17 protein-coding genes are annotated in these 20,381 nt (G+C 63.5%); 8 read left to right on the top strand and 9 right to left on the bottom strand.

Annotated features, from left to right (window positions below; all coding sequences use genetic code 11):
• Positions 1-40: 40 nt before the first annotated feature.
• Positions 41-964, top strand: a complete 924-nt coding sequence (locus BLP99_RS17620; protein ID WP_072396421.1) for a LysR family transcriptional regulator — start codon at positions 41-43, stop codon at positions 962-964.
• A 55-nt stretch (positions 965-1,019) separates the two neighbouring features.
• On the opposite strand, the gene BLP99_RS17615 is transcribed toward BLP99_RS17620, so the two are convergent.
• Complete coding sequence (locus tag BLP99_RS17615; RefSeq protein ID WP_072396423.1) at positions 1,020-2,489, bottom strand: efflux transporter outer membrane subunit; 1,470 nt, start codon at positions 2,487-2,489, stop codon at positions 1,020-1,022.
• A gap of 91 nt (positions 2,490-2,580) precedes the next feature.
• Between BLP99_RS17615 and BLP99_RS17610 the strand changes: the two genes are divergently transcribed.
• The 4 genes from BLP99_RS17610 (at position 2,581) to BLP99_RS17595 (ending at position 8,387) form a co-directional block, all read left to right on the top strand.
• Positions 2,581-3,201, top strand: coding sequence for a TetR/AcrR family transcriptional regulator (locus BLP99_RS17610; protein ID WP_072396434.1), 621 nt, complete (start codon positions 2,581-2,583; stop codon positions 3,199-3,201).
• Between the two features lie 163 nt (positions 3,202-3,364).
• Entirely contained in the window at positions 3,365-4,486 is a 1,122-nt protein-coding gene (locus tag BLP99_RS17605) for an efflux RND transporter periplasmic adaptor subunit (protein WP_072396436.1), read from the top strand.
• Positions 4,483-7,575: an efflux RND transporter permease subunit gene (locus BLP99_RS17600; RefSeq protein ID WP_072458995.1), complete on the top strand. Its 3,093-nt coding sequence runs from the start codon at positions 4,483-4,485 to the stop codon at positions 7,573-7,575. The genes BLP99_RS17605 and BLP99_RS17600 overlap by 4 nt, the downstream gene beginning before the upstream one ends.
• A 32-nt stretch (positions 7,576-7,607) precedes the next feature.
• Positions 7,608-8,387 (top strand): thioesterase family protein, encoded by a 780-nt coding sequence (locus tag BLP99_RS17595; RefSeq protein ID WP_072458994.1) that lies wholly within the window; start codon positions 7,608-7,610, stop codon positions 8,385-8,387.
• A 229-nt stretch (positions 8,388-8,616) separates the two neighbouring features.
• Here BLP99_RS17595 and BLP99_RS17590 read toward each other — a convergent pair whose 3' ends face one another.
• From BLP99_RS17590 to BLP99_RS17575, 4 genes are all read right to left on the bottom strand, one after another.
• On the bottom strand, positions 8,617-9,867 hold the full coding sequence (locus BLP99_RS17590; protein ID WP_092181273.1) for a multidrug effflux MFS transporter: 1,251 nt from the start codon (positions 9,865-9,867) through the stop codon (positions 8,617-8,619).
• Positions 9,867-11,159 carry a beta-ketoacyl-ACP synthase II gene (gene fabF, locus BLP99_RS17585; RefSeq protein WP_072396442.1) on the bottom strand — a complete coding sequence of 431 codons (1,293 nt, stop codon included), beginning with the start codon at positions 11,157-11,159 and terminating at the stop codon, positions 9,867-9,869. The genes BLP99_RS17590 and fabF overlap by 1 nt, the downstream gene beginning before the upstream one ends.
• 141 nt (positions 11,160-11,300) lie before the next feature.
• Complete coding sequence (locus BLP99_RS17580) at positions 11,301-12,302, bottom strand: NADP-dependent oxidoreductase (RefSeq protein WP_092181230.1); 1,002 nt, start codon at positions 12,300-12,302, stop codon at positions 11,301-11,303.
• A 104-nt stretch (positions 12,303-12,406) separates the two neighbouring features.
• Positions 12,407-13,195 carry an SDR family NAD(P)-dependent oxidoreductase gene (locus BLP99_RS17575; protein ID WP_092181226.1) on the bottom strand — a complete coding sequence of 263 codons (789 nt, stop codon included), beginning with the start codon at positions 13,193-13,195 and terminating at the stop codon, positions 12,407-12,409.
• Between the two features lie 267 nt (positions 13,196-13,462).
• On the opposite strand from BLP99_RS17575, the gene BLP99_RS17570 reads away from it, so the two are divergent.
• Genes BLP99_RS17570 through BLP99_RS17560 form a run of 3 tightly spaced genes read left to right on the top strand, consistent with a single transcriptional unit; the run spans position 13,463 to position 14,857 of the window.
• A complete protein-coding gene (locus tag BLP99_RS17570) occupies positions 13,463-14,092 on the top strand; it encodes a TetR/AcrR family transcriptional regulator (protein WP_072396452.1) in 630 nt (209 codons plus the stop codon).
• Between the two features lie 58 nt (positions 14,093-14,150).
• Positions 14,151-14,432: a hypothetical protein gene (locus BLP99_RS17565; protein WP_231991065.1), complete on the top strand. Its 282-nt coding sequence runs from the start codon at positions 14,151-14,153 to the stop codon at positions 14,430-14,432.
• Entirely contained in the window at positions 14,429-14,857 is a 429-nt protein-coding gene (locus BLP99_RS17560; RefSeq protein WP_092181223.1) for a DUF2846 domain-containing protein, read from the top strand. Before BLP99_RS17565 ends, BLP99_RS17560 begins: the two co-directional genes overlap by 4 nt.
• Positions 14,858-15,023: 166 nt before the next feature.
• Here the strand turns inward: BLP99_RS17560 and BLP99_RS17555 are convergent, their stop codons facing one another.
• From BLP99_RS17555 to xylA, 4 genes are all read right to left on the bottom strand, one after another.
• A complete protein-coding gene (locus BLP99_RS17555) occupies positions 15,024-16,160 on the bottom strand; it encodes a sugar ABC transporter permease (RefSeq protein WP_072458991.1) in 1,137 nt (378 codons plus the stop codon).
• Complete coding sequence (xylG, locus tag BLP99_RS17550) at positions 16,161-17,717, bottom strand: D-xylose ABC transporter ATP-binding protein (protein ID WP_072431492.1); 1,557 nt, start codon at positions 17,715-17,717, stop codon at positions 16,161-16,163. It abuts the gene before it with no gap.
• A gap of 130 nt (positions 17,718-17,847) precedes the next feature.
• Positions 17,848-18,849, bottom strand: coding sequence for a D-xylose ABC transporter substrate-binding protein (gene xylF / locus BLP99_RS17545; RefSeq protein WP_072458989.1), 1,002 nt, complete (start codon positions 18,847-18,849; stop codon positions 17,848-17,850).
• Positions 18,850-18,996: 147 nt separating this feature from the next.
• Positions 18,997-20,313 carry a xylose isomerase gene (xylA, locus tag BLP99_RS17540; RefSeq protein WP_072396463.1) on the bottom strand — a complete coding sequence of 439 codons (1,317 nt, stop codon included), beginning with the start codon at positions 20,311-20,313 and terminating at the stop codon, positions 18,997-18,999.
• Positions 20,314-20,381: the final 68 nt, after the last annotated feature.

The following is a 20,381-nucleotide window of genomic DNA, read 5'->3' as shown; positions in this document are numbered from 1 at the left end:
GGTTTAACTATTCGTGAATCACGAATAATGAGGCGCGAAGATGGACCGGTTACAGGCAATGCAAGTGTTCCGACGTATCGTCGAGCTGGGCGGTTTTGGCAAGGCTGCGGACGATCTGGGATTGCCACGGGCCACGGTCAGCCTGTTGATCCAGCAACTGGAAGCGCACCTGGGGGTGCAATTGCTCCAGCGCACCACCCGGCAGGTGCGGGCGACACTCGACGGCGAGGCCTACTATCAGCGTTGCGGCCAGCTGTTGGACGATCTGGACGATCTGGAAGGCTCGATGTCGGCGCAACGCAGTCAGCCTCGCGGCACGTTGAAAGTGGACATGCCGATTGCCTTTGGCTGCACCTGGATCCTGCCGCACCTGCAAGACTTCTATCAGCGATACCCGCTGTTGCGATTGGACCTGGGCTTTCATGACCACCAGGTGCACCTGCAGCGCGAAGGGGTGGATTGTGCTATCCGGGCCGGCAATATCACGGACCAGGCGCTGGTGGCGCGGCCGGTCGTACGCTTGAGCCAGTTGACGTGCGCCAGCCCGGACTATCTCGCCCGTTCCGGCACGCCGCGCCGGCTGGAGGATCTGGCGGAACATCGCGCTGTCAGCTTCGGGGCGGGCAATGGACGGTATTTCCCGTTCGAATTCGAGATGGCAGGGCAGGTGCGTGAGTGGCAAGTGCCGGGTGAGCTGACGGTCAACAATGCCGATGCCTACGTGACGGCGTGTGAAGCCGGCTTTGGCCTGATCCAGGCCCCGCGGTACCACGTGCAACGGCAACTGGCCGAGGGGCGTCTGGTGGAGGTGCTGCAGGCCTTTGCCGTACCGGCCTGGCCGATTTCGGTGGTGTACCCGCCGCACCGCCAGCTCTCGCCCCGGGTACGGGTATTCATCGACTGGGTGATCGAGCTGCTGCACGGGATCGCGCAGGCGCGGCGAGAACTGATGGTCAAGGCTTGATGATCGGTCTTGAGGCCACAGCCCGCACCGCTGGGCGTTGTCGTGCCGCGTTCCCTCAGGGGGCTTTCGAAATGAAACGGGCATCGACGCCGTCGTGTTGCCAGCCTCCACCCAGTGCCTTGAAGGTGGCGATCGCGGCGCGAGCCGATTCGGTTTGCGCCTGGGCCCTGCCATCCGCCGCCGCCAGGAGGTGCTCGTCGGCGTCCAGCACTTCGATCAGGCTGACCACGCCTTTCTCATAGGCTGCGAATGAGGTCGAGCGAGCCTTGGCATAGGCGGATTCGCCCTGGACCAGGTGAATCGACTGTTGCTGTCGATTGATCAAGGCCGAGAGGGAGGTTTCGACATCTTCGCAAGCCCGCAGGACGGACTGCCGATAGGCCGCCAGGGCTTCGGCTTCCTGGCCTTTCGCCAAGTCGATCTGGGCATCGATGCGGGCGAAGTCGAACAGTCTCCAGCGCAATCCCAGCACCGCCGAAGCCTGGCTGGCGTCATTGCTGAACAGGTTGCCACTGGACACCGCCGTGGCAGTGCCCAGCAACGCACCCAGGGAGAGTTTCGGGTAGTACTCGGAAGTGGCTTGCCCGATGCGTGCGTTGGCTGCCGCAAGGCGACGCTCGGCGACGATCAGGTCCGGGCGTCGCCGCAAGAGATCGGCCACGGCGCCCATGTCCGCCAGGTTCGGCACGCCCGGAATGGCGCCAGGTTCGGTGAACTGTCCGCGGTAGGTGCCCGGTGGCTTGCCCAGCAGGACGTCCAGTGCGTTCATGGCTGCATCGAGGCCCGCTTGCAGGACCGGTACGCTGGCCTGGGCCTGGGTCAGCGATCCTTGGGTCTGGTGCAACTGCAATTCGGGCGCCAGGCCCTTTGCATACAAGTGCTCGATGGTGGAAAGAAGCTGTTCCCGGGTCTTGACTTGCTGCCGGGCGATGTCCAGGCGTGTCTGCAGGCCGCGGATGCTGACATAGAGGTCCGCCGTTTGCGCCACGACCGCCAGGCGGGTCGCCACTGCTGCGGCCTGGGAGGCCTGGTACTCGGCCAGGGCGGCCTCTTTGCCGCGGCGCAGCCCACCGGAGATGTCGAGTTCCCAGCCCGCGTTCAAGTTTGCCTCATAGGCGTTGCCATAACGGTTGTAGGAGGGGGTTGAATTCAACACCTGGCCCAGCGGCGTCTCCAAAGATTGGCGAGACCGGACGGCCTGGGCATCGACGGTGGCCGACGGCAGCAGCGCTGCGTTGGCGGCGCCCAGTCCGGCGCGAGCCTGTTCGATCCTTGCGCTGGCCTGGGCCAGGTCCAGGTTCTGCTCGAGTGCCTGGCGAACCAGCTGGTTCAGGAGCGGGTCGTTGAACGCGCCCCACCAACGGGCGAGGTCGGTTCTTGCAACGCTATCCGGCCCCGGTGCGGGCGCCTGGGTGGAAAAATGCGCCGGCAATTGCAGGTCGGGCTCGGAGTAGTCGGGACCTGCCGCGCAGCCCGCGACCATACCGAAGCACAGCATGACGGCAAAACGGGGAGTAGGGGGCATGCAATACCTTCGCAAAGGGGAGGGGTTTGTGACGATATTACGATTTGGTCACAAGTTGTCAAGCTGGCCCGGGATGAGTAAGCTGGCCCCCATGAACCAGCCATCCCCCCCATCGCCCAGCGTTCGCGGACCTGCCGATCACGACATTCGAGACCAGATCGTCGCGGCGGCCAACGAGCACTTCAGCCAGTATGGCTACGGCAAGACCACGGTGTCCGACCTGGCCAAGGCCATCGGCTTTTCCAAGGCCTATATCTACAAATTCTTCGACTCCAAGCAGGCGATCGGCGAAGCCATCTGCTCCAACTGCCTGGGGAAGATCGTCGACGCGGTGGAACAGGCCATCGAGGTTGAAGGCCTGTCCAGCACCGAACGTCTGCGGCGCCTGGTCAAGGCCCTGGTCGAGACGGGCGTGAGCCTGTTTTTCAATGAGCGCAAGCTCTACGACATCGCGGCGTTTTCCGCGATGGAGCGCTGGCCCAGCTCGCAGGTCTATAGCGCCCGGATCAGGCGCTTCGTGCTGGATATCGTGCGCGAAGGGCGGGAATCGGGTGAGTTCGAGCGCAAGACCCCCCTGGACGAAACCGTCGAGGCGATCCATCTGTCGCTGCGTCCGTTCACCAACCCGCTGTTATTGCAGTACAACCTCGACTACGTCGAGCAAGCCCCCACCCTGATCTCCAACCTGATCCTGCGCAGCCTGATGCCATAAGGCGCGGCGGTGGGTGCGCTGGCATCCATCGCCCGTTCCAGTCCCATTCATGAACCTTCGCCTTTGCTGACGGGCAGGAAGCTCTTCCTTGTCGATGTTTTGTGACCATTGACAGAATTGGTCACTTGAATGAGCATAACGCATCCGCTATCGAGAGGTCGTTATGATCCCGCGCCATTCCCTGTCATTCATGCTGCTTGGTTTGTTGTCATGTGCCCTGGTGGCCTGCAGTGAGACCGCGCCGCCCGATCCGCGCCTGCAAACGCCTCTCGTACGGGTCGAAGTGGTGCAGCCGGCCGATCCCGCGAAACGGGTATTCACCGGTATCGTCGCGGCACGGGTGCAGAGTGACCTCGGTTTCCGGGTCTCCGGCAAAGTGCTGGAGCGGCTGGTGGATACCGGCCAGAGCGTCAAGCGCGGGCAGCCGCTGATGCGCATCGATGCCAATGACTTGAGGCTGGCCGCCCGTGCACAGCAGCAGGCAGTGCTGGCAGCCACGGCACGGGCCCGCCAGGCCGCTGACGATGAACTTCGCTACCGTGACCTGGTGTCGATCGGAGCGGTGTCCGCTTCAGCCTATGCAGCGATCAAGGCGACCGCCGATTCGGCCAAGGCCCAGCTCAACGCGGCCCAGGCCGAGGCCGATGTGGCAGCCAATGCGACGAGCTATTCGACCTTGGTGGCCGATGCCGATGGGGTGGTGGTCGACACCCTGGCCGAGCCCGGGCAGGTCGTCAGTGCGGGCCAGGTGGTGGTGCGCGTCGCCCATTCGGGCCAGCGCGAGGCGGTGATCCAGTTGCCCGAAACGCTGCGCCCGGCGCTGGGCTCGCCGGCGACGGTCGAGCGTTATGGCCAGCACCGCAGCGGTGCCAGCGCCTACCTGCGCCAGTTGTCCGATTCGGCGGACCGGCAGACCCGGACATTCGAGGCGCGCTACGTATTGGACGGCGCGCTGGCCAACGCAACCCTGGGTTCGACCATCACGGTGGCGATCGCCGATGGCCAGGCGGCCAACGGCAATGACGTGCAAGTACCCATCGCCGCCCTCCATGATGCCGGAAAAGGCCCGGGTGTCTGGGTCGTGGCCGGCGACCCGGGGCAGGTGACCTGGCGACCCGTCACGATCCAGGCCTTGAACAATGCCGAGACCGCTCGGGTGACAGGCGCGCTGCAGGCCGGTGAGCGCATCGTTGCGCTGGGTGCCCATCTTCTGAGCGAGGGGCAGCAGGTCAGGTCCGAGTCGCCCGTCAGCCTTCGCACGCCTGTGGCTGAGGTGGCTCGATGAGTGGCTTCAATCTGTCGGCACTGGCGGTGCGGGAGCGCTCGATCACGCTGTTCCTGATCCTGCTGATTTCCATCGGCGGGCTCTACGCTTTCTTCAAGCTTGGGCGTGCGGAAGACCCGGCATTCACCATCAAGCAGATGACCGTGATCACGGCCTGGCCCGGTGCGACGGCCCAGGAGATGCAGGATCAAGTCGTCGAGAAGCTGGAAAAGCGCATGCAGGAACTGCGCTGGTACGACCGCACCGAAACCTTCACCCGTCCGGGGCTGGCTTTCACCACCGTCTACCTGCTCGATAGCACACCGCCTTCGGCTGTCGCGGACGAGTTCTACCAGGCGCGCAAGAAGATTCATGATGAAGAGAACGGCTTGCCGCCGGGTGTGATCGGCCCGATGGTCAACGACGAGTATGCCGACGTCACCTTCGCCCTTTATGCCCTGAAGGCCAAGGGCGAACCGCAGCGCAGGCTGGTGCGGGAGGCCGAAGGCCTGCGCCAGCGCCTGCTGCATGTGGCGGGTGTCAAGAAGGTCAATATCATTGGCGAGCAGGCCGAGCGGATCTATGTCGAGCTGTCGTACGAGCACCTGGCGACGCTGGGTATCTCTGCCCGGGACATTTTCAACGCGCTCAATGCCCAGAACCTGATGACGCCGGCCGGTTCGGTGGAAGCGAAGGGGCCCCAGGTCTTCATCCGCCTGGACGGCGCATTCGATGACTTGCAGAAGATCCGCGATACGCCGCTGGTGGTGCAGGGCAGGACCCTGAAGCTGTCCGATGTGGCCGAAGTCCGGCGCGGTTATGAAGACCCCGCCACCTTCCTGGTACGCAATAACGGCGAGCCGGCCCTGCTGCTGGGCGTGGTCATGCGCGACGGCTGGAACGGCCTCGACCTGGGGAAGGCGCTCGATGCCGAGGCGACGGCCATCAATGAGCAGATGCCCTTGGGCCTGACGCTGACCAAGGTCACGGATCAGGCGGTCAACATCAGCGCGTCCGTCAATGAATTCATGGTCAAGTTCTTCGCCGCCCTGGGCGTGGTGCTGCTGGTGTGCTTCCTGAGCATGGGCTGGCGCGTGGGCATTGTCGTCGCGGCGGCGGTGCCGTTGACCCTCGCCGCGGTCTTCATCGTGATGGCTGCGACGGGCAAGGATTTCGACCGGATCACCCTGGGCTCGCTGATCCTGGCGTTGGGGCTGCTGGTGGACGACGCCATCATCGCCATCGAGATGATGGTGGTGAAAATGGAGGAGGGCTATGACCGGATCAAGGCCAGCGCCTATGCCTGGAGCCATACCGCGGCGCCCATGTTGTCGGGCACGCTGGTCACGGCGATCGGCTTCATGCCCAACGGTTTTGCCAAGTCCACGGCGGGTGAGTACACCGCCAACATGTTCTGGATCGTCGGCATTGCCCTGATCACCTCGTGGGTCGTCGCGGTGGTGTTCACGCCGTACCTGGGGGTCAGGCTGTTGCCTTCGATCAAGGCCCCGGAGGGCGGCCACGCCGCTATCTACGGTACGCCTCGTTACCAGCGTTTCAGGCGCCTGCTGGGTGGTGTCATTCGCCGCAAGGGCCTGGTCGCGTTATCCGTCGTCGGCCTGTTCGTCGTGGCGGTGCTGGGCATGGGGGTGGTGAAGAAGCAGTTCTTCCCGACCTCGGACCGGCCCGAGGTACTGGTGGAGGTGCAGATGCCCTACGGCACCTCGATCGAACAGACCGATGCGGCCACGGCCAAGGTGGAGGCCTGGCTGGCGAAACAGCCGGAAGCACGCATCGTCACGGCCTACATAGGACAGGGCGCACCGCGTTTCTATCTGGCGATGGCACCGGAACTGCCTGATCCTTCGTTCGCCAAAATCGTTGTCCTGACCGCCAGCCAGGAAGAGCGTGACGCGCTGAAGCTACGGCTTCGACAAGCGGCGGCCGACGGCCTGGCCCCTGAAGCCCGGGTTCGTGTGACCCAGTTGGTGTTCGGTCCTTATTCGCCGTTCCCGGTGGCCTTCCGGGTCATGGGCCCGGACCGCGCTGTGCTGCGCGATATCGCCGCGCAAGTGCGCGAAGTAATGGCCGCCAGCCCGATGATGAGAACCGTCAATACGGACATGGGCGAACGTGTCCCGACGTTGCACCTCACCCTGGACCAGGATCGCCTGCAGGCTTTCGGCCTGACTTCCACGGACGTTGCCCAGCAACTTCAGTTTTTGCTCACTGGCGCCCCCGTCACGCAGGTTCGCGAGGATATCCGTTCGGTCCAGGTGATCGCGCGTTCGGCAGGCGACACGCGCCTGGATCCGTCGCAGATCGGTGCCTTCACCTTGACCGGTGCCCAGGGCCAGCGAGTCTCGCTGTTGCAGGTCGGCACGGTGGGGACGCGCATGGAGGATTCGCTCCTGCGCCGCCGTGACCGTACGCCCACCATCACCGTGCGCGGCGACGTCGCCGAAGGGCTCCAGCCGCCGGATGTGTCCAATGCGGTCATGGCTCAGCTGCAACCGATCATCGAGCGACTGCCGCCCGGCTACCGGATCCAGATGGCCGGGGCTGTCGAGGAGTCGGGAAAGGCGAACAAGGCATTGCTGCCCCTGTTCCCGATCATGATCGCGCTGATGCTGCTGACCATCATCGTCCAGGTACGCTCGATGTCGGCCATGCTGATGGTGTTCGCCACCGCGCCCCTGGGGTTGATCGGCGTGGTGCCGATCCTGCTGCTGTTCCAGCAGCCGTTCGGCATCAACGCCCTGGTGGGCCTGATTGCGCTGTCGGGCATCCTGATGCGCAACACCCTGATCCTCATCGGCCAGATCCACGTGAACGAACAGGCCGGCCTGTCGCCTTACGACGCGGTGGTCGAAGCCACGGTGCAACGTGCGCGACCGGTGATCCTCACCGCGCTGGCGGCGATGCTGGCATTCATTCCGCTGACCCATTCGGTGTTCTGGGGAACGCTGGCCTACACGCTGATCGGCGGGACCTTCGCCGGTACCGTGCTGACCCTGATATTTCTGCCTGCGATGTATTCGCTCTGGTTCAAGATCAAGCCCGGGCCTGCCCACCAACCCGTCCTGGAGGCGCACGCCGTATCGCGCTGAACGGTCCGTGTGCGTGAAAAGAGGAGATCCGCATGAGTTCGTTGGCCGGGGTCATCCAGCGGTTCGATCCCGCTGCACCGTTCGTGGCAGCGGACAACTGGCGCCAGGGCCGAACGGTCTTCGGCGGTTTGTCCGCGGCCTTGTCGCTGCAGACAGTGTTGCTCGAGACCGGCGCGGACCTGCCGCCCTTCAAATCGGCGCAGGTTTCCTTCATCGGCCCGGTGACGGATGCCCAGACATTCAACACCAGCGTCTTGCGCCGTGGTCGCTCGATGACCTCGGTCGCGGTGGATTGCATGTCGGGTAATGACCTGGCGCTGCGTACAACGCTGTCGTTCGCCTTGCCCCGCACCAGCCGGATCGTCCATGAGGCATGGGGACGCCCGGCCGTCGCGGGGCCAACCCGATACCCGGTGTTGCATCTGGACAGGCAGATTGCCCCGGCATGTGCCTTCAATTTCGAAATGCGCCCGGCGGGAGGCTCCCTTCCGATGACCGGAGCCGACCATCCCGAGTTGCTGATGTGGGTGCGCCACCTGGATGCGCAAGGCGTGGATCCGGCTGTCGCCTTGATTGCATTGGCTGACAGCCTGCCACCTGCGGCCATGACCTGCTTCACCGAGCCGGCTGCCATCAGTTCCGCGTCATGGATGATCGACTTGCCCCAGCCTGCGACCGCTGGCCGTTGGTTCCTGATCAATGCCTTCAGCCGACAGGCCCTGGAAGGTTATTCCCTGCAAGACATGGAAATCTGGGACGAGAGCGGCCGCAGGGTGCTTTGGGCACGCCAGACCGTGGCGGTCTTTATCTAGGCTCTGTACGAGAGGCCTTGATACTCGCTCATGCTGCGTTGAAAACAGCCTCGCCTGACCTTCGTCTCAAGGCTTTTCTTACAGAACCCAGGATTTTTATCCGCAAGTCGAGCGTGGGGATTCCAGTGCTCGAGTTCCCCGCACAATCCACCCGCCTTGCTCGATGAGGCCGAACGTCATCCGTATCGTTCTTTTTCGAGCAAGGGCACGGGTGAGCGGTGATTGCCGCTCAGGTGCGATGGGTGAAGAGAAACAGGATGATCGCCACCAGGCAGACGCTGGCCTGTGTGACACCCAGGGTGGTGACGGGGGCGAAGTCCGATGCGGACCCCAGCCAGGTGGTTACCGCCGACGCCCCCATGGTCAGGAAGCCAAGCAGCGCGGACGCCAGCCCGGCCTCTTTACCGAAAGGGTTCAGGGTGATGGCTGTTCCCAGAGGGTTGGCGAGGCCCATGCCCCACAGGAAAATCACCATCGACAGGGAATACCAGGCCAGGCCCGGATCGGCGGGACCGACGATGAGCACCAGTCCGCCCGCCAGGGCCGTGGCGAAGCCCAGGGCTGTGATCTTCCGGCTGCCGTAGCGTCGAGCCAGGTGCGGGGCCGCCATGCCCGCCGCGAACACGACGAACACAGTGGCCGCGAAGTACAGCCCGGCTTCCAGGGATGTCAGGCCGATCCCGCTCATCAGGATCGCCGGGGCGGCGCCGAACGAGGCGAACAGCCCGCTCATCAACAGGCTCACCGACACGGCGGGAAGCACGAACCGGCGGTCGCGCAGCAAGCCGCCATAGGCCCGCAGGACACTCAGCGGCGAATGCGGGGCCCGGCGCTCGGGCGGGTGTGTCTCCCCCAGGCCACGGGCATAGAAGATCGCAATGGCGATGGCCGCCAGAGCGACCAGGGCGAAGATCGCCCGCCAGCCCAGCGTCGAGGTCAGCAGGCTACCGATCAGCGGCGAGAACCCTGGCGCGGCTGCCGTGGCGATCATCGTCAGCGACAAGGCCCGGGCCAGGTTCTCGCCTTCGAACAGATCGCGGGCGATGGCACGGGAAAGCACCGCCGCCGCACAAACGCCCAGGGCCTGGATAATACGCCCGAGCAGGAGCGTTTCCAGGGTGGTGGCGAAACCCGCGACAGCCGTGCCCGCCACGAACAGGGACAAACCGCCCAGTACCAGTTTCTTGCGTCCGTACCGATCCGCCAGCGGCCCGACGATGAGTTGGGCCAAGGCGAAGGTGATGAAGAAACTGGAGAGGGTCAGGCCCAGCGCCCGGGTCGGCACGCCGAGTTCCTGCCCGATGTCGGCAAAGGCCGGGAGGATGATGTTGGTGGACAGGATGCTGATGGCGGCAAGGCCGGCCAGCAGCACCACGATCCTGGCGCTCAGTATCGGCTGCCCGGGGGCGGAAGACGCGACGAGGGTTCCCGCAGTCCCGCCCTCGGCTGGTTGCAGCGAAGGCGTTCGCGGTTCGGCCATCATGGTGTGGCTTCCCAGCGGCGGAACAATACGCTGGCATTCACCCCGCCGAATCCAAAGCCATTGGACAAGGCATAGGTCAGGGGCATTTTCCGCGCATCGAGGCCAACCAGGTCCAGCCCTTCGGCAGCCTCGTCGGGGCTGACCAGGTTCAGGGTGGGTGGCACGACCTGGTCGCGTAGCGCCAATACCGTGAAGATCGCTTCGATGCCTCCGGCGGCGCCAAGCAGGTGACCGGTGGCGGATTTCGTGGAAGTGATCGCCACGCCTGAGCCGGTGCCGAACACCGACCTGATCGCGGCCAGCTCGCCCTTGTCGCCCACCTGGGTCGACGTGGCATGGGCGTTGATATGCTGGACTTCGCTTGCGCTCACATCGGCCTGGCGCAAGGCTTGCTCCATGGCCCGTCTTGCACCGTTGCCATCCTCGGGGCCGGCGGTGAGGTGATAGGCGTCGGCGCTTGTGCCATAGCCCACCAGTTCCGCCAAGGGTGTCGCGCCCCGGGCGAGGGCATGTTCCAGCGACTCGATGACCAGCAGCCCGGCGCCTTCTGCCATGACAAAACCATCGCGGTCGCGATCGAACGGGCGCGAGGCGGTTTCAGGAGCCTCGGCCGGGTGCGTGGACAGTGCCCGGGCGGCGGCGAAGCAACCCAGGGTCACCCGATCCATCGCGGCTTCCGTACCGCCGCAGATGGCGATGTCCGCTTCACCGCTGGCGATGAGGCGGGCTGCGTCGCCGATGGCCTGGACGCCGGCGGCGCAGGCCGTCACCGGAGCACCGAGAGGGCCCTTGAAACCGTTCTGGATCGACACGTTGCCTGCCGCCATGTTCGCGAGGAAGGAGGGGGCCGTGAACGGGGACAGCCGGCGAGGGCCGCGGCTGTCGGTGATGCGAATGGCCTCGGCGATCGCGCCGAAACCTCCGACGCCCGAGGCGATGATGGTGGCCGTGCGCTCTTGCTGGTGCGCTTGCGCTGGGTGCCAGCCTGCCTGCTCCAGTGCTTCATGGGCGGCGACCATTGCGAATTCGATGAAGCGATCCATCTTCTTGCGTTCTTTCGCCGCGATGATCCGGTCAGGCGCATAACCGGCAACGGCATCTTCTTCCAGCGTCGGCACCTGGCCGCCTACCGCGATTCCCGTGCCCTCGACCATTTCGTCTGGAAGCCTGCGGATGCCCGAGCGCCCGTCAAGCAGACGACGCCACACTTCTTCGACGCCACACCCCAGCGGGCCGACGATACCGGTTCCCGTGACTACTATTCGCTTGCGACCTTTGGAATTGATCATTTGACCCTCGTCATTACTGATTCGGCGCCCGTCGGATCGCACCGATCCATATGCCGGCCAGGATCGACGGGAGGCCAGTTTTAGTCTTGTGACCAATATTGTCAATGGTCACAAAGCTGAGAGACCAAGGCCATGGCGGTTTCATTTGAGCTGAACCACGACCTTGCCCTTGGCGCGGCCCTGCGCCAGGTATTGCAGTGCCTCTGTCGCGCGTTCGAAGGCAAAGACCTTGTCGATCACCGGACGAATGCGCTCCGACTCGAGCAATCCGCCGATCTCCTCGAGCTGAGCGCCATCGGGACGGACGAAAAGACACGAATAGCTGACGCCCTTCTTTTTCGCCAGGCCCATGATGCGGCGGCTCATGAGGCCGAATACGAAGGCCAGGAAGAAATTGAGCCCGCGGGCGCGGGCGAATGCCTTGTCCAGGGGGCCGACGAGAGAAACGATCCTGCCTCCCGGCTTGAGTACCTCGAGGGACTTTTCAATCGTGTCGCCTCTGAGCGTGCCCAGGACACTGTCGTAGCCGCGCAGCACCGTCTCGAACGCTAGCTGTTTATAGTCCAGCACTTCGTCGGCCCCCAGGTCGCTGACCCATTGGACATTTGCCGTGCTGGTGGTGGTGGCCACCTTGGCGCCGAAGTGTTTGGCCAGCTGGATCGCAAAGCTGCCGATGCCACCCGAACCTGCGGGGATGAAGACGTTCTGCCCCGCCTGCAGATGGGCACGTTCCTTCAGGGCTTGCCATGAGGTGAGGCCGACCATGGGTATCGACGCTGCCTGGACGAAATCCAGGTTGGCCGGTTTGGGCGCCGCCACGTCCTGGGGTACCGCGGCCAATTCGGCCAGTGACCCGGTACCCCGGTCGAACAGGCTGGCGAAGATGGCGTCACCGACCTTGAAACGTGTCACGCGGCTGCCCACCTCCACGACGACCCCGGCCAGGTCGCTGCCGATGACGGCCGGTAGCTGGAGCTTGAGCACCGGCTTGAACAGGCCGGTCATGATCATGTTGTCGATGGGGTTCAAGGCGGCGGCATGAACCTCGACCAACAGTTCGTCCGGCTTGAGCGTGGGGCGTGGGACTTCGGCAAACCCGATGTCGGGCGATCTGCCGTAGCGTTTGAAGGTGAGTGCTTTCATTCCTTTATCCTGGTCGGGGCAGGTTGGGCTTGGCGGGGCTTCGATGCGACGATGCGGCGACGACAGGACTGTCGCCACCGCACGGTATCCACATCGGCAGAACCTCAGGCTTGAGGCTGGTAGCGCTCGGCCGCGTGGGCCTGGCGGATGTCCGACATGAGTCCCTGGCGCGCGCCATCCAGGGCGTCCCAGCGTTCGGCGACATGCAGGGGGGGAATGGTGACCCGTTCGCGACGATCGAAGCCGACCAGGGCCGCATCCACCAGTTCACCCACCTCCATCACTTGCGCAAGGATGTTGATGTCGATGCCGGCGCGTTCCCAGATCTCCGTGCGAGTCGATGCCGGTAGCACCGCCTGCACATAGACACCCTTGGACGACAGTTCATGGTCCAGCCCCTGGGAGAGGAACAGCACGAAGGCCTTGGTGGCGCCATAGACCGACATGCCGAACTCGGGCGCAAAACCCACCACCGAGCCGATGTTCACGATCGCGCCGCTGCCAGCCTGCGCAAAGCGCGGGGCGACTGCGCAGGCCAGCCGGGTCAGAGCGGTGACGTTGAGAGTGATCAGGCGTTCGATGGCGTCGGAAGACTGCTGCACGAAGCCGCCTGACTGGGCCATGCCGGCGTTGTTGATCAGCACGCCGATGCGAGTGTCATCGCGCAGACGAGTCTCAAGCGCGGCCAGGTCGGCGGATTCGGTCAAGTCCGCTTGCAGCACCTCGACGGCGACACCGTGGTCCGCCCGCAGGCGTTGCGCCAGGGTGTCCAGGCGGGCCTTGTCGCGTGCGGCCAGCACCAGGTCGTGGCCGCGGCGGGCGAAACGTTCTGCGTAAGTCGCGCCGATGCCGGTGGAAGCGCCGGTGATGAAGACGGTTGGAAGCGTGGTCATGAGTCTTTTCCTTTACGGGAGAGTCGGTCAGGCAGGGAGGGCTCGCCTCAGCCGGCGAGGGTTGGGTAATCGGTGTAGCCCGCAGCGCCGCCGCCATAAAGCGTGGCCGGGTTCGAAAAGCGTTTTTCCGGACATTCCTTTCAGATTCCAGGATGGGGAAAGGCTTTATGATTACGATCGTAATCTAAATTGTCAAATCTTTGATGATGATCGACATCAATGTATAGTGAGGCTTCCCCAGCAGGCAGATATCCACCTGGATGCGTTATGAAAGTCTCTAAAGCACAGGCACAGGCCAACCGGGCGCGGGTTGTCGAGACGGCGTCCACGCTGTTTCGTGAACGCGGCTACGACGGCGTTGGCGTCGCTGACCTGATGGCGGCGGCCGGCTTTACCCACGGCGGTTTCTACAAGCAATTCAACTCCAAGGCCGACCTGATGGCGGAGTCGGCGGCCTGCGGTATCGCACAGACCGTTGCGCTGAGCGACGGCATCAACATCCAGGATTTCGTTCGGTATTACCTGTCGCGCCAGCATCGCGACGCCCGTGCCACCGGTTGCACCATGGCGGCGCTGGGCGGGGATGCCGCGCGTCAACCAGAGGCTGTCCGGGCCACCTTCGCGGCGGGCATCGAAAGCCTGTTGGACGCGCTCAGCCATGAGGCAGGGGAGTCGAGCGAAGCTGACCCCGCGCAGGTGCGAGCCGAGTCCCTCAGCACGCTGGCGCATGTCATCGGCGCAATGGTCATGTCGCGAGCCTGTCCGGACGATTCGCCGCTGGCCGACGAAATCCTGAGTGTGTGCCGCGACCGCCTCCTTGCCTCACCGAGCCCGTCCGAAGAGGCGGGGCAAGACGGTGACCCTGGGGATTGGCCCGCTATGAACCCGAAGGGTTGAGCTTGCAAGGCTTGATAAAGTGGTGAGTGGCGCCTTGGTGGGTCAGTGGTGGCATGGAATGCATTTTTCGGATGGCGGCGAGCAGGGGCGTCATCGGGAAATACGCGGTCAGGCCGTTCCGCAGCGTTGTGAGTACCGTCTCACTTACACCGCCATTCGATCCTGGGGCGTTTCTCCCTATCTATCCGATGCCAGTGCCCGGCTCTTCAAGGGCGGGCAGCAGATCGGTTTTGGGCATTATCATCTGACAGGCCAAGGCGGTCTCGATCCAACCAAGGTCGCTCCGCTCGAGCAGAAGATGGCGCTGGTAATCAACCAACTATTAGGTCAAGACCAATGAGTTCATTCAAAAGTATCGCGGCCCTGTTGCTCATGCTCGTCTTGGCCGGCTGCGCTCACACCAGCTCCAATCAGCCCTATTTCGAACCGCCGCCACTGCCACCAGGCAAGGCATTGGTGTACCTGATGCGGACTCAGGTCCTGCAAGGCAGTTTTTATGACAGCGTGTTCAGCATCGACGACAGTGCCGTGGTGGGACTCAATAACAAGACCTATTCCTGGGTACAGGTGAGTCCGGGCCTGTACAAGGTATCGGCGGGGCCGCGTCCGCATCCCAGGAACGTATTCCTGAACCTGCCGGTCGAGCCGGGCAAAGAGTACTTCATAGAATATACGCAGGAATATGCGGCCGAGATGATCCGGGTACGCGATCCCAAGGAAGGGAAGGCCATGGTGAAAGGGTATTTCTATATCCCGGCCAAATAGAGGCTCCTTGAATCATGTTGAGCTAACTGAACGGGCGACTTTGGGTCGCCCGTTTTCGTGATTCAACTGCCTGCACGAGCCTGCGTCTTCCTTGCGCCGTCCGCACCCTTGATCCCAGGTCGATGCCGTTGCGGTGCCGATCGAGCCGATCAACGTCACTGCGAACTCAACGCCGCCCCACCCGCGTACTCACATCCACCCACACCGCCAGCACCAGGATGCTGCCCTTGACGATCATCTGCCAGTAGCTGTCGACATCGAGCATGGACATGCCGTTGTCCAGGCTGGTGATGACCAGCGCGCCGAGCAGGGCACCGTAGACGGTGCCGGAGCCGCCGCGCATGGAGGTGCCACCGATGAAGCAGGCGGCGATGGCGTCGAGTTCGCCCATGTTGCCGGCCGAGGGCGAGCCCGCCGCCAGGCGCGCGGTGTTGACCACGCCGGCGAGGGCGCACATCACCCCCATGATGCCGAAGATCCACAGCTTCACTGCCTGCACATTGATGCCGGACAGGCGCGTGGCTTCCATGTTGCTGCCCACCGAGTAGACCCGGCGACCGAATACGGTCTGGCTGGTGACGTAGCTGAACACCCCCAGCAGAATCAGCAAAAGCAGTACCGGCACAGGAATGCCGTCGTAGCTGTTCAGGGTGTAGACGAACCCGGCCAGCACCACGCCGATCAGCACCACGCGCAGCACGTCACGCACCCGTGAATGGGCGGCCAGGCCATGGAGGGCGCGGTTGCGGCGTTGTTTCCAGGTCAGGAACAGCGTCAGGGCGAACAGCAGCACACCCAGGCCCGTGCCTACGGAGTGGGGCAGATATCCCTGGCCGACGTAGACCAGTTCCGGCGACACCGGGGCGATGGTGGTGCCGCCGGTGACGCCCAGCAGAATGCCGCGAAAGGCCAGCATGCCGCCCAGGCCGACGATGAACGAGGGGATGCGCAGGTAGGCCGTCATGTAGCCGTTGCCCAGGCCGATCATCAGGCCGCACAAGGCGACCAGGCTCAGGTTCGCCAGCAGCGGGATGTGATAAACCACGTCCAGGATCGCCGCCAGTCCTCCCAGCAAGCCGAGCAACGAGCCCACCGACAGGTCGATCTCGCCACTGATGATCACCAGCACCATGCCGCAGGCGAGGATTCCGGTGATGGACATCTGCCGCAGCAGGTTGGACAGGTTGCGCGGGGTCAGGAACCCGCCATCGGTCTGCCAGCTGAAAAACAGCCAGATGACCGCCACGGCGATCACCAGCGCGAGCATTTTGTAGCGGCTGAAAAGTTGTTTGACCTGATTCATCTACGCAGACTTCCGATCGTTATTGTCATGGCCATCGGGATGGCTGAGCGCAGCGGCGAGCACCTGTTCCTGGGTCAGGCCCTGGTTGATGAAATCCCCCCGCAATTGGCCGTCGCCGATCACCAGCACGCGGTCGGAAACCCCCAGCACTTCGGCCAGTTCCGACGACACCATGATGATTGACACGCCTTCGGCCGCCAGGGCGCCCATCAGTTTGTAGATCTCGTACTTGGCGCCGACGTCCACGCCCCGGGTGGGCTCGTCGAGAATCAGCACGCGGGGTCTGGTCAGGAGCATCTTCGCCAGCACGGCCTTCTGCTGGTTGCCGCCGGATAGGCTGGTGATCGGCAGGAACGGGCTGGCGGTCTTGAGATGCATGCGCGAGATCTCCCTGTCGATGCAGCCCAGCTCCGCTTCGGCGTCGATGCGGGTCATCTTCGAATAGTTCTCCAGCACGGCCAGGGTGATGTTCTGGCCAACGCCCAGGTCCGGGATGATGCCCTGGCGCTTGCGGTCCTCGGGGACCATGCACAGGCCGGCGCGGATCGATTTGAGGGGCGTGCGCGTGTCGATCGGCTTGCCGTCCAGCCAGACTTCGCCTTCGTAGCGCCCGGGGTAGGCGCCGAACAGCGCCGACACCAGTTCCGTGCGGCCGGCCCCCACCAGGCCTGCGATGCCAAGGATCTCCCCGCGCTTGAGCACGAAGGAGATGTCGTCGACCCGCTTGCGCCTGGGGTTGTCGACGTCGTAGCAGGTGACGTGGCGAGCCTCGAATATCACGTCGCCGATGTCATGGGGTTCGGTGGGGTAGAGGTTGTTCATTTCCCGTCCCACCATCTGGGCGATGATGCTGGGGATGTCCATGTCCGCCATTGCGGTAGTGGCGATGTGTTTGCCATCGCGGATCACCGAAATGGTGTCGCAGACGGCAGCGACTTCATCGAGCTTGTGGGAGATGTAGACGCAAGCGACGCCCTTGGCCTTGAGGCCACGGATGATGTCCAGCAACACTTCGATTTCCGAGCGGGTCAGGGCCGATGACGGTTCGTCAAGGATCAGCAGGCGCGCCTGTTTGTTCAGGGCCTTGGCGATTTCCACCAGTTGCTGGTAGCCGCCGCCATACTGGGAGACGGGCAGCGAGACGTTCATGTCCGGCACCTTGAGTTCGCGCATCAGGGCTTCGGCGCGGTGGATCATCGCCGGGTAGTTCATGCGTCCGCCGGGCAGCGTCAGCTCATGGCCCATGAAGATGTTCTCGGCCACCGACAGGTCGGGCACCAGGGTCAGTTCCTGGTGGATGATGACGATGCCGGCGGCTTCGGTCTCGCTGATCGATTGGGCCTTGAGCGGCTGGCCATCCCAGAGGATTTCGCCGTCCCAGGTGCCATGGGGATAGACCGCCGACAGGACCTTCATCAACGTGGATTTGCCGGCACCGTTCTCGCCGCACAGGCCGACGCACTCGCCGGGCCTGACCTTGATATCGATACCGTTCAGCGCTTTGACACCGCCGAAAGTCTTGACGATGCCATTCATTTGCAACAGGTAGTCGGACATGGTGAAGGCTCGTGAAAAAGGGCTCACACAGACGCAGGGGGCAAGAATTTCTGGTGTCAGTCAGGCCCCTGTGGGAGCGAGCAAGCTCGCTTCCACAGGGACTTTGCTTAACCCGGGATGTGCATCCAGGTCACTGCCCGGCGATCTGCGCCTTGGTATAGAACCCGTCCTTTTCCAGCAGGTCGATGTTGTCCTTGGTCAGCGGCGTTGGCGTGAGCAGGATGGTGTCGACTTTCTTGCTGCCGTTGTCGTATTGCGAACTGAAGTTGGGTTTCTCGTTGCGTGCCAGTTGCACCGAGAGCTTGGCGGCTTCGGAGGCGATCAGCTTCAGGGGCTTGTAGACGGTCATGGTCTGGGTGCCGTCGATCACCCGCTTGACCGCCGCCAGGTCGGCGTCCTGCCCGGAGATCGGCACCTTGCCAGCCAGCTTCTGCGCGGCCAGGGCCTGGATGGCGCCGCCGGCGGTGGCGTCGTTGGAAGCGACGATGCCATCGATTTTGTTGTTGTTCCGGGTCAGGGCGTTTTCAACGATGCTCAGGGCTTCGGTGGGGTTCCATTCCTTGACCCATTGCTGGCCGACTATCTTGATGTCGCCCTTGTCGATGGCCGGTTGCAGCACCTTCATCTGGCCTTCGCGCAGGACCTTGGCGTTGTTGTCGGTGGGCGCGCCGCCGAGCAGGAAGTAGTTGCCCTTGGGGGCCGCTTTCAGCACGCCGCTGGCCTGCATCTCTCCGACCTTTTCGTTATCGAAGGAAATGTAGGCGTCGATATCGGCGTTGAGGATCAGCCGGTCATAGGACACCACCTTGATCCCGGCCTTCTTGGCCTCGGCGACGGCGTTGGTCAGCACGGTGGCGTTGAACGGCACGATGACGATCACATCGACGCCACGGGAGATGAGGTTTTCGATCTGTGAAATCTGCTTCTGCTCGTTGGCATCGGCCGACTGTACATAGACCTTGGCATCGAGTTTTTCCGCTGCGGCGACGAAGTAGTCCCGGTCCCGCGACCAGCGTTCCAGGCGCAGGTCATCGATGGAGAAACCGATCTTCGGGTGGGTGGCGTCGGCCATGACCGGAAGCGACAGCAGGGCCAGGGCGCCGGCGAGCAAGGTGCGTTTGACTGTTTTCATGGGTGCGTCCTTTTATTGTTTTTTGAAAGACACTGCCTGACGGTGAACGTGGTGCCGGTAGAACTGTAGAGAGTCTCGGGGCGCGGCGAGCGGAGATTTGTCGCGAGAATGTAACAGCCTCGCGGCGCCCGTCGGCTCTCCTGGCCGTCAGGGATAGATGAACCGATTGACCAGGTTTTCGAGCATCTCCTGGCGACCGCTGACCGCCTGCGGGTTCAGTTCGTGGGCAAATGCATGTTCGGCCAGGGCGGCGAGGCTGAATTCCCCCGCCAGCACCGCTTGCCCGAAAGGTTGCTGCCAGCCGGCATAGCGCTGGTCCTTGAACTGCTGGAGCCGATCGTTGCGCACCATGGCCGCTGCACGCTCCAGGGACACGGCGAGCACGTCCATGGCGGCGACGTGGCCATGGAACAGGTCGAGTTCGTCCACGCTCTGGCGACGCACCTTGGCGTCGAAGTTGAAGCCGCCATTGCCGAAGCCACCGGCCTTGAGGATCTCGTAGATCGCCAGGGTCATTTCTTCGACGCTGTTGGGGAACTGGTCGGTGTCCCAGCCGTTCTGCGGATCGCCCCGGTTGGCATCGATGCTGCCGAATATTCCCAGTGAAACGGCCGTGGCGATCTCGTGATGGAAGCTGTGGCCGGCCAGGGTCGCATGGTTGGCCTCGATGTTGACCTTGATTTCCTTCTCAAGGCCGAACTGCTGCAAGAAGCCGAAGACCGTGGCGCTGTCGTAGTCGTATTGATGCTTGGTCGGTTCCTGGGGTTTGGGTTCGATCAGCAGGTCGCCCTTGAAACCGATCCTGTGCTTGTGCTCCACCACCATGGCCATGAACCGGCCCAGTTGCTCGCGCTCGCGCTTCAGGTCGGTGTTGAGCAGGGTTTCATAACCCTCGCGACCGCCCCACAGGACGTAGTTTTCGCCCTTGAGACGCTGGGTGGCGTTCATCGCGCTGCACACCTGGGCGGCGGCACAGGCGAACACTTCCGGGTCCGGGTTGGTGGCGGCGCCCGCGGCGAAACGCGGGTTGCTGAAGCAATTGGCCGTGCCCCACAACAGCTTGACCCCGGTCTGCTCCTGGTGGCGTTCCAAGTGGTCGATCATCTGTGCGAAGTGGTTGCGATAGTCCTTCAACGAGTTGCCTTCCGGGGCGACATCGGTGTCGTGGAAGCAGTAGTAGTCGACACCCAGCTTGGAGAAGAATTCGAAGGCCGCCTCGGCCTTGCCGATGGCCACTGCCATGGGGTCCCCGGGCTGGTGCCAAGGGCGCTTGAAGGTGCCGGCGCCGAATACGTCAGAACCGGGCCAGACAAAGGAGTGCCAATAGCAGACCGCCATGCGCAGGTGCTCGCGCATGGGCTTGCCGAGCACGAGTTTGTTGGCGTCGTAGTGGCGAAAGGCAAGGGGCGAGTCGCTGGCAGGCCCTTCGTAGCGAATCTTGTCGACAACGGGAAAGTAGGGCATTTGCAGGTTTCCTTGTTGTTCTTGGCGGTGTCCCGATACTAGCAACGGCCCGCTGGCCGCTGATTATG

The sequence above is a fragment of the Pseudomonas sp. NFACC32-1 genome, from assembly GCF_900101215.1.
Classification (GTDB): Bacteria; Pseudomonadota; Gammaproteobacteria; order Pseudomonadales; family Pseudomonadaceae; genus Aquipseudomonas.
This window is presented reverse-complemented; position numbering and strand designations above follow the sequence as displayed.